This window comes from Candidatus Electronema sp. TJ (assembly GCF_048287355.1).
Lineage (GTDB): Bacteria > Desulfobacterota > Desulfobulbia > Desulfobulbales > Desulfobulbaceae > Electronema.
The window spans coordinates 1-6,700 of sequence record NZ_JBLWEP010000021.1 but is presented as its reverse complement, the minus strand read 5'-3'; the positions used below and the strand labels follow the sequence as shown (position 1 = coordinate 6,700).

8 protein-coding genes are annotated in these 6,700 nt (G+C 62.0%); all 8 read left to right on the top strand.

Features of this window, described 5'->3' with window-relative positions; translation table 11 throughout:
* On the top strand, window positions 1-684 hold a 684-nt coding region (locus tag ACNKID_RS02910), incomplete at its 5' end, for an OmpA family protein (RefSeq protein WP_417911934.1).
* Between the two features lie 9 nt (window positions 685-693).
* A complete protein-coding gene (locus tag ACNKID_RS02905; RefSeq protein ID WP_417911933.1) occupies window positions 694-1,983 on the top strand; it encodes a class I SAM-dependent RNA methyltransferase in 1,290 nt (429 codons plus the stop codon).
* Window positions 1,984-1,987: 4 nt separating this feature from the next.
* Complete coding sequence (locus tag ACNKID_RS02900) at window positions 1,988-2,221, top strand: DUF4160 domain-containing protein (RefSeq protein ID WP_417911932.1); 234 nt, start codon at window positions 1,988-1,990, stop codon at window positions 2,219-2,221.
* Window positions 2,205-2,501: a DUF2442 domain-containing protein gene (locus tag ACNKID_RS02895; protein ID WP_417911931.1), complete on the top strand. Its 297-nt coding sequence runs from the start codon at window positions 2,205-2,207 to the stop codon at window positions 2,499-2,501. Before ACNKID_RS02900 ends, ACNKID_RS02895 begins: the two co-directional genes overlap by 17 nt.
* 11 nt (window positions 2,502-2,512) lie before the next feature.
* Window positions 2,513-3,547: a hypothetical protein gene (locus tag ACNKID_RS02890; protein ID WP_417911930.1), complete on the top strand. Its 1,035-nt coding sequence runs from the start codon at window positions 2,513-2,515 to the stop codon at window positions 3,545-3,547.
* A 10-nt stretch (window positions 3,548-3,557) separates the two neighbouring features.
* Entirely contained in the window at window positions 3,558-4,655 is a 1,098-nt protein-coding gene (locus tag ACNKID_RS02885; protein ID WP_417911929.1) for a hypothetical protein, read from the top strand.
* Window positions 4,656-5,158: 503 nt separating this feature from the next.
* The gene (locus ACNKID_RS02880; protein ID WP_417911928.1) at window positions 5,159-5,665 is read left to right on the top strand and encodes a hypothetical protein; all 507 of its coding nucleotides are present in this window, start codon (window positions 5,159-5,161) and stop codon (window positions 5,663-5,665) included.
* Between the two features lie 127 nt (window positions 5,666-5,792).
* Window positions 5,793-6,700 (top strand): lysine--tRNA ligase (locus ACNKID_RS02875; RefSeq protein ID WP_417911927.1); only part of this gene is annotated, 908 nt, incomplete at its 3' end.

Sequence of the window (6,700 nt, the reverse complement as noted above, 5' to 3'; positions counted from 1 at the left end):
CTCAAGGCTGCGCAGGAGAAAGCCGCCGCCTTGGAGGCCGAACTGAAGACCGCGCAGGAAAAATTGGCTCAGACACAACAGCAGCAGCAGGTCCAGGAGCTGGAGGCGGGCAAAGTTAAGACCGCCGAGCTGGAGCAGAAACTGGCCGCCTTGCAGGCTGAATTAGACACGCTCAGAAACAGCAAGGAGCAGCAGGTTCCGGTCGGGAATCCACAGGAGCAGAATCCAGTCCAGCAGCAGCCTGCGGACAGCGACGGCGACGGAGCTGTTGACCCAGAAGATCTCTGCCCAGACACCCCGGCTGGAACAGCGGTCAACAAGATGGGCTGCCCGGAGGCGAGCAAGTCCATTGTGCTGTCCGGCGTGAATTTCGCCCTTGGCACAGCGAACCTGACTGAAGAGGCGCAGAAAAGTCTGACCGCCACCGCCGCGCTGCTCAAGCAGGCAGTGCCGAATAAAAAGTTTGAGATCGCTGGCTATACGGACAACTCCGGCAACCCGGAGCGGAACCAGCTCGTCTCTGGGAGACGTGCCGAGGCAGTGCGTAAATTCCTCAGCGGTCAAGGCATCAAGAGGGAGCTGATGGTCAGCAAAGGCTACGGCTCCGCCAATCCGGTGGCTGACAACAGCACAGAGGAAGGCCGGGCGAAAAACCGGCGGGTCGAGTTGCATCTGCTCGACTGAGCGCGGCCTGTGCATCACACAGTCCGCATCGAAAAACTCATCGCGGGCGGCCAAGGGCTTGCCCGCACGGCAGCCGGGCAGGTGATCCTGTCCGGCTTCGTGCTGCCCGGCGAATGTGTGGAGCTGCGCGAGGTCAGACGGAAATCCGGCCGCATTGAAGCGGAGTTGGAGCAGGTGCTGGAGCCGTCGGCGGAGCGGGTGCCACCGCACTGCCCGCTCTATGGCGAATGCGGCGGCTGCGACTTGCAGCACGGCAGCTACGCTGAGCAGCTGCGGATCAAGGAAGCGATTGCTGCAGAAACGATGCGGCGGGCGCATGTGCCTCTGCCTGTAGATGGGGTGGAAAAGGTGCTGCCTTCACCTGCGCAGTGGGGATACCGCTGCCGCCTGCGGCTGAAGATCAGCCCGGACGGTCAGCCCGGCTTTTTCAAGAAGAGAAGCAACGAGTTTGTCGCAGTCCGCTGCTGCCTGACAGCGGCGGATGAGATCAACGCCGCCGTTGCCGAGCTGGCAGCCAGCCGCTGCCTGCGCGGGCTGACTGAGGAAGCCGAGCTGCATTGCTCGCCCGCTGACCGGCGCATCACCCTGACGCTCCTGGTCAAGGGCAGGCGGCAGCCTCCTCAGGCTGCTGCGCAAGCTCTTGCCGCCTGTCCCGGCATTGATCATATCGGCTGCATCAATGAAGGCGGTTTTCGCCATCTCCATTCCCGGAGCGGCATTGCTGCGCCGCTGGCGCAGCAGATTGTTCTGCCGGGACAAGACTGCGTGCTGTCTTGGTCAGGCGGCTGCTTCTCGCAGGTCAATCCAGAGCAGAATGCGCGGTTGATCGCGCTGGCTTTGGACTTGGCCGGAGACGTGCGCGGCAGAAGCGTGCTGGATCTGTACTGCGGCATGGGCAACTTCTCCGTGCCCTTGGCCTTGGCAGGCGGCGCGGTGACAGGCATTGAAGGCAGCCCGGAGAGCGTCCGCTGGGCGCGGCGCAATGCCGAGGCAGCCGGAGTCGCGGCCCGCTTCTCTGCCGCTGATGTGTCTGACAGCCTGCGGCAGATGATCAAGCAGCAGCAGCGCACGGAGATCATCCTGCTTGATCCGCCGCGAGCCGGAATCGGCCCGGCAGCCGCGCTCCTGCCTGAGCTGCGTGCAGAGCGCATTGTCTATATCTCCTGCGATCCGGCCACGCTCGCCCGCGACCTTGCCCTGCTTTGCGGCAAGGGCTATGCGCTGCGCCGTCTGATCCCCATAGACATGTTTCCGCAGACCAGCCATATTGAGACAGTGGCGGTGCTGGAAAGGAGCTGAAATCATGCCGATAGTTTTTGAGAAAGATGGCTACAAGTTCTTCTTCTACAGCAATGAGCACCGTCCCGTTCATGTGCACGTCCGGCACGGCGGCGGTGAAGCTGTGTTTGATATTGAGGATGAAGTTGAGCTGCGGGAGTCGCAAGGCATGAAGCTCCATGAGCTTTCATCCGCGCAGCGGCTCGCCGAAGAACATAGGCACTTAATTATGGAGAAATGGCATGAGCACCTTGGTTGATGCTGTCGCCGCCAGATTTCAAGATGGCTATGTCATTGTGACTATGGCGGGCGGCTTGGAGCTGCGCTTTCCGGCAGCGAGGAATCCCCGTCTGGCTGGCGGCACTCCGGCGCAGCTCAACAACATTGAGGTTTCACCCTTTGGGCTGCATTGGCCTGATCTTGACGAAGACCTGTCATTCAAAGGTTTGCTGGCCGGGGATTATGGCCAAAGCGGATGCTGCCATGCCTCCTGCGCACAGGAAAGACACGCTGCGCTGCTGGAAAACTGCAGCCACTGAAGGAGCCAGTCATGAGAGTCTCAGCATGGGTCATTGCGGCAATGACCATCTCCGGGATGTCTGCCTTTGCGCAGGTTGCAGCGGCAGATGAGGGAGAACCCGCATCCTTCCGAGTCTATATGCCTGATGGGCAGCTGAAGTCGCATCCGATCCGTGTGTATGTGACAACGAACATCTCCTCGGATCAGAAGCCGCAGCTCCGCCTGCTCCGCAACCATTTAAAGCAAGACACATCCGCAGAGCATGCAGAGGCAGCTGATGAGGAAGCCGCTCTTGTTGCTATCGCTCCGCATCAAGAATGGACAGAGCTGGTCAGCGGGCAGCAAACGAGACAGCAAGGGACGCTCATGCTCTTTGATGTCAGCAAGATGAGCTTTGGCTGCAAATCCATGACCAGGGTGACACCGGTCGTGTCATGGAATAACGGGAAGCGTGTCGCCATTGGAGCAAGAGAAGTCAATGTCGGCAGCATCGCCGCCGCAGTCCTTTGGACGCTCTTCATTGTCGGACTGGTGCTTGCGACGCTGATCCGCCTCTCGCGGAACAAGCCGCTCTTGTTTCTGTCCGGCGCAGACGGCCACCTGTCGCTGGCCAAAACGCAAGTTGCCTGCTGGACTGTGGCCGTAGGCTCTGTCGTGCTGAGTTATGGTCTCATCCGGCTTGATATTCCAAACATACCGCAGTCGCTGCTTGCCTTGATGGGCGCGTCTCTGGTCACTGGCGGCGTGGCTGCCTTGCAGAAGGACAACCAGGCGGAGCGCAAGACAGAGAGCAGCCCTGCCGCGTCGCCAAGTCTGACAGACTTGGTCCGCGCCCACGCCAGCGACGGGCACATGTCCCTCGCCAAAGCGCAGATGCTGTTCTGGACAGTGCTGCTGCTGCTCCTGTTTGTGTCCAAGAGCCTGCTTGACGGGGCGATATGGGAAGTCCCGTGGGAGCTTGTCGCGCTCATGGGCTTCAGTCAGGCTGGTTATCTGGCCCCCAAACTAGTGCCGCAGCCAGCTGAGAAAAAGGACGCGCAGCCCGGCTCGGCATCTCTATCCTGAAGGTTATTTCATGCGCATTCAATTCACTCCCTCCGGCCTGCCGGTGCTGATCGGCTCTGTGCCGCTGGACGACCACCGCGAGGCGTTGGACCTGATCTTCGCGGCCACGCCGGAGATTCCCCTCTGGCCGCAGCTGCCGGGCAATCCCCTTGAGCAGATGATGCCCCAGTTCGCGGAGGGCATCCCCTGCATCCGCGAGGAGAACCTGACCTCGCCCGAAGGACGCATCCTCTTTGACACCAGCGGCCCGGACTTCGAGGCGCGGCAGCTCGCCTTCTACGAGGACTACATGGCCGCGCACGAGCAGCCGGACAAGCTGGCCGCCTCGCGCTTCCGGGTCAGCCGCGAGCGGGCCGAGGGCCTGTATCAGCTCGTCGAACGCCTGCAAGTCGGCAGCCCCGACGCGAGCCGTCCTGCCGCTGTCAAAGGCCAGGTGACCGGCCCCTTCACCATGCTCACCGGCATCAAGGACGGGCTGGGACGTGCTGGCTATTACAACGACACCGTGCGGGAGATGGCTGTCAAGGGCATTGCCATGAAGGCGGCCTGGCAGGCCCGCTTCCTCGCTGCCAGCGGCCTGCCGGTGATCGTCTTCATTGACGAGCCTGCGCTGGCCGGGCTGGGATCCTCCGCCTTCATCTCGGTGAGCAACGCCGCTGTGCAGGAGATGCTGAACGAGGTGGCCGAGGCCATCCACGCGGCAGGCGCACTGGCCGGGCTGCATGTCTGCGCCAACACCGAATGGGAGCTGCTGCTCACCTCGCGGATAGACATCCTCAGCTTTGATGCCTACAGCTTCTTCGACAAGCTGGCTGCGCTGGGCGCTGCGCTGCACGCCTATCTCGACCGGGGCGGCATCCTTGCCTGGGGCGGCATCCCGACCGGCAACGCGGCGGACATAGACAAGGAAAGCGCGGACTCGCTCGTCCGGCTCTGGGAGGAACAGGCGGCGCAGCTTGTCCGGCCAGGACGCGGCCTGCCCGCGCTGCTGCGGCAGATGCTGATCACGCCCAGCTGCGGCACCGGCTCGCTCAGCCGCGCCCGCGCCGAGAAGGTGCTGGCCTTGACCAAGGCGGTGTCGGCGCAGCTGCGGGCGAGGCACTTGTAAGCCGTAAGGGCGGTTCGAGAACCGCCCCTGCGGTGAAATGCCGCGTTCATCTTTCGCCGCTCGCACATCCCCCCGCCCTGCCGTGCGCAGGGCAAGACCAGCCAAGGCAGAAGGTTTTTTGCCCCTGCGGTGGTTGCGGAGTTCCAGCATGCTGCAACCTTAAGTTCCAGCAGGCTGCAACTCTGAGTTCCAGTATGCTGCAACACTCAGTTCCAGCAGGCTGCAACCCTGAGTTCCAGTATGCTGCAACACTGAGTTCCAGTATGCTGCAACTTGGAGTTCCACTATGCTGGAACTTCATCGCACTGTCCGCTTGATAAAAAACGCGCAGATAGGTAAACTCATGCGGGGCGGCATCCCCTGCCGCTGTCATCCGCCCTCATTTGCACGGAGAACAGCCACGTCCTGCGCATCCGCTTTGCGCCGCGCGGCCCGGCGGGGCTGATGCGGCTTGAGCAGGAGTGATGACGGCGGCGCATGTTGCGGCAGCATGAGGAGGTGCGATGATGTTCAAACTGTATTTAGGCTGCGCCGGGCTGCTGGTGCTGTGCGGTTCAGCAGAAGGAGCCGGTCTCTTTGATCCGTTCCAAGGGATGGAGGAAGCAGCAGCACCCAGCCTGTTCATCAGCGGGCCGGACAGCAAGGCTCCGGCGCAGGGCGGCAATGTGGTGATCGGCCAGCCCGTTGACGGCAGCAGCCTGCTTGATCAAGGCGCGCTGGACAGCAAAGATCCGGTGGCGGGCGGCAATGTGGTGATCGGGTCTCCGCCGGAGAAGCTCTGTACGGCAACGGCGAAGGATGCTGATAGCATGGACACGGTGTCTGCTCCATGCTCCGCTCCATGCCGGTATGGAGCGGAGTTCGTCGGCTACCCCGTGTCGCCGCTTGATCTCTTTCCTTGTTATTATCCCAGCAGCAATCCCAACGGCAGCGGGGTGCTGATACTTGAAGATGATGATGAGCAGAATATTATAGAGCCTGTCAGAGTGAACATTATCACTGCCCCATAACGCCTGAGGCGCAGACCGGGGACTGCTGCGTTCGCCCCGGCCTGCGTCACATTGCCGCACGCGGCATTCAGAACAACCAAAGGCTGAGGCGCGCACCGCTCGCCCCGGCCTTGCATCTTTCACTATCATGGACAATCTCAACAGCCTCCTTAAGCAGCGCCGGGAAAAGGCGCAGAGCCTCGCCGACGACGGCGTGAAGCTCTTCAGCAACGACTTCAAGCACCCGCAGCATATAGCTGACATCCTCCCGCAGGCTGAAGCCCTGGAGCCGGAGACGCACGCCCCGGAAGGCGTGTCCTGCCGCGTGGCGGGCCGGGTGATGGTGCTGCGCAAGTTCGGCAAGGCGGCCTTCTTTCAGTTGCAGGATGAGACCTCGCGCATTCAGGTCTACGCCCGCCTTGATGTGCTCGGCGAAGAGCAGTTCAGCCGCTTCAAGAAGTGGGACGCAGGCGACATCGTCGGCGTGGAGGGCAGGCCGTTCAAGACCAAGACCGGCGAGCCGTCCATCGAGGCGACCAAGCTGCACATGATCTGCAAGTCGCTGCGCCCGCTGCCGGAGAAGTTCCACGGTCTGACCGATGTGGAGACGCGCTACCGCCAGCGTTACGTTGACCTGATCGTCAACCCAGAAGTGCGCAGCACCTTCCGCAAGCGCATGGAGATCATCCGCCTGATCCGGGCCTTTCTCAGCAATCGCGGCTTCATGGAAGTGGAAACGCCGATGCTGCATCCGATTCCCGGCGGCGCAGCAGCCAAGCCCTTCATCACCCACCACAACGCGCTGGACATGGAGCTGTACCTGCGCATCGCCCCGGAGCTGTATCTGAAGCGGCTGCTGGTGGGCGGCTTCGAGCGCGTCTTCGAGATCAACCGCAACTTCCGCAACGAGGGCTTGTCCACGCGGCACAACCCGGAGTTCACCATGCTGGAGTTCTATCAGGCCTACGCCACCTACGAGGACATGATGGACTGCACCGAGGAGATGATCTCCTCCATCTGCCAGCAGGTGAACGGCACCATGCAGATCACGTATCA

Coding starts and splice junctions, on each gene's coding strand:
- ACNKID_RS02885 (WP_417911929.1), top strand. CDS start 3,558: ATGCGCATTCAATTCACTCCCTCCGGCCTGCCGGTGCTGATCGGCTCT.
- ACNKID_RS02880 (WP_417911928.1), top strand. CDS start 5,159: ATGATGTTCAAACTGTATTTAGGCTGCGCCGGGCTGCTGGTGCTGTGC.
- ACNKID_RS02900 (WP_417911932.1), top strand. CDS start 1,988: ATGCCGATAGTTTTTGAGAAAGATGGCTACAAGTTCTTCTTCTACAGC.
- ACNKID_RS02895 (WP_417911931.1), top strand. CDS start 2,205: ATGAGCACCTTGGTTGATGCTGTCGCCGCCAGATTTCAAGATGGCTAT.
- ACNKID_RS02890 (WP_417911930.1), top strand. CDS start 2,513: ATGAGAGTCTCAGCATGGGTCATTGCGGCAATGACCATCTCCGGGATG.